General features: G+C 58.0%; 3 protein-coding genes. 1 reads left to right on the forward strand and 2 read right to left on the reverse strand.

From position 1 onward, the window contains the following. Window positions 1-170: 170 nt before the first annotated feature. Window positions 171-491: a hypothetical protein gene (locus AC1DT3_RS19930; RefSeq protein ID WP_477466949.1), complete on the forward strand. Its 321-nt coding sequence runs from the start codon at window positions 171-173 to the stop codon at window positions 489-491. A 28-nt stretch (window positions 492-519) separates the two neighbouring features. Here the strand turns inward: AC1DT3_RS19930 and AC1DT3_RS19935 are convergent, their stop codons facing one another. Both AC1DT3_RS19935 and AC1DT3_RS19940 read right to left on the reverse strand, forming a co-directional pair. Continuing rightward, window positions 520-1,338, reverse strand: coding sequence for an aldo/keto reductase (locus AC1DT3_RS19935; protein ID WP_477466950.1), 819 nt, complete (start codon window positions 1,336-1,338; stop codon window positions 520-522). A 134-nt stretch (window positions 1,339-1,472) separates the two neighbouring features. Beyond that, window positions 1,473-1,797, reverse strand: a 325-nt coding sequence (locus AC1DT3_RS19940) for a PfkB family carbohydrate kinase (RefSeq protein ID WP_477466951.1), incomplete at its 5' end; no start/stop codon positions are given.

Genomic DNA, 1,797 nt, shown 5'->3' on the forward strand with positions numbered 1-1,797 from the left:
AACTTGAGCCCAAACTCCACCTACGACGTCTGGAGTGGCGCGTCGCTCGAACTCAAAAATGGCCAAGGTGACAAYGTCGATCAGCACATTGTTTGCAATCGCGAGCCTCAGCTCGAACCTTGTTCGCACAGAAGCGTTACCCTCGCTCCTCAACTCGGGAGAGTATGCCCATGCGGTCCATGCTTGCGACGTTCACGCTGCTGTCGATCACGACAGCCGCACTGGCGCAGGTTCCGGCGGAAGTAGAACTCTGCCGATTGTCGGGACTCGCGGCGCTAAAGGAGAGGTCACCCTCGCTTGAGCACCTGACCTTCGACATGGAGAACCTCGCCATATCGAAGGCTGACACGAAGGTCGAGAACACTCCTATCAGAATGGTCATCATGGGGGACGCCTACCTTCAGCGCGAAAAAGGAGACAAGCCACATCGGTTCATCTGCCTCCTCAGCGACAACCGGAAGGTCGTATTGACGTTTTTTACTGAGCAATAACTGCGAGTCTGATGATGGGGATGCGCGCTCAGCGAAAGTCTGGGTGTGCGCCCAAGCGATTGCCGCGATCGAGTTTCGCGAAGACTTCCATGTCGTCTTCGTCGAGCGCGAAGTCGAAGATCGCAATGTTCTCTTTGATGCGAGCGGGTGTCGCGGACTTCGGAATGGTGATGTTCCCGTATTGCTGATGCCACCTCAAGGTGACTTGGGCGGGGCTTCTCTTGTGTTTTAGGGCAATGGCAATAATTGCCGGCTCCCCAAGTGCCCCTTTCGCAAGCGGACTCCACGCTTCCGTTGCAATGCCGTGATCGCGATGAAACGCGACGAGATCACGCTGTTGAAATGTGGGGTGCAGCTCAATCTGATTGACCGCAGGCACGACGCCCGTTTCGTTCATCAAGCGTGTGAGATGGCTTGCTTGGAAATTGGAAACCCCGATTGCTCTCACCCGTCCCTCGGCCCGTAGGGCATCGAGCGCCTTCCACGTCTCGACATACTTATCGATCATGGGCATCGGCCAGTGGATCAGATAGAGATCGAGCACATCGACGCCGAGGCGCTCGATAGTCTCGTCAAAGGCCCGGCGAGCTTCGTCGAAACCATGTCGGTCGTTCGCCAATTTCGATGTGACGAAGATTTCGGAGCGAGGTATCGAGCTACCAGCGATAGCTCGCCCCACCCCGCGTTCGTTGCCATATGCCGCTGCGGTATCTATGCCTCGATAGCCAGCTGCCAGCGCCTCTCCGACAAGGCCGACGACCTCCTCGTCGCTCATCTGTGCGACACCAAAGCCAAGTTGGGGAATGGCAACGTCTCGACCGAGCGAAATCGAAGGCACTGTCGTCATTCGGAGCTCCATGGGAAACTTGGTGGAACGCCTGTTGCCGGATAATTGCAAGCGACGACAGCGTCCGTACGCTGCGAACCTTAGGCGCGAGATCGAATTGACGCAAACGTCATATGGCGCAGGGTTAAGCCATCCTACAATTGATGCCGGGTCGGCATGCCGGCCTGGGCACCATGTGTCAAACAGGCGAGCGAGGCACCGCGGCACGCACGCGTGAGAGCTTGGAGAAAGGGCAGCCTCTCATCCAACCCGTTTGCCAATATCCCGACAAAGGTATCGCCGGCACCCGTGGTATCGACGGGGTCGACCGCTGCCGCAACGGCAACTTCGCGGTGACCGTCGGGGTGAAACGCGTAAGCGCCACGCGCGCCGGCCGTGACAACACAAAGGATGCCGCCGACCTTCGACAGATGTGCCCCCGCTTCTTCGAAATCGGTCGTCGAATGCCCGAGGATGGAT

The organism is Microvirga sp. P4_G7 (assembly GCF_056401005.1).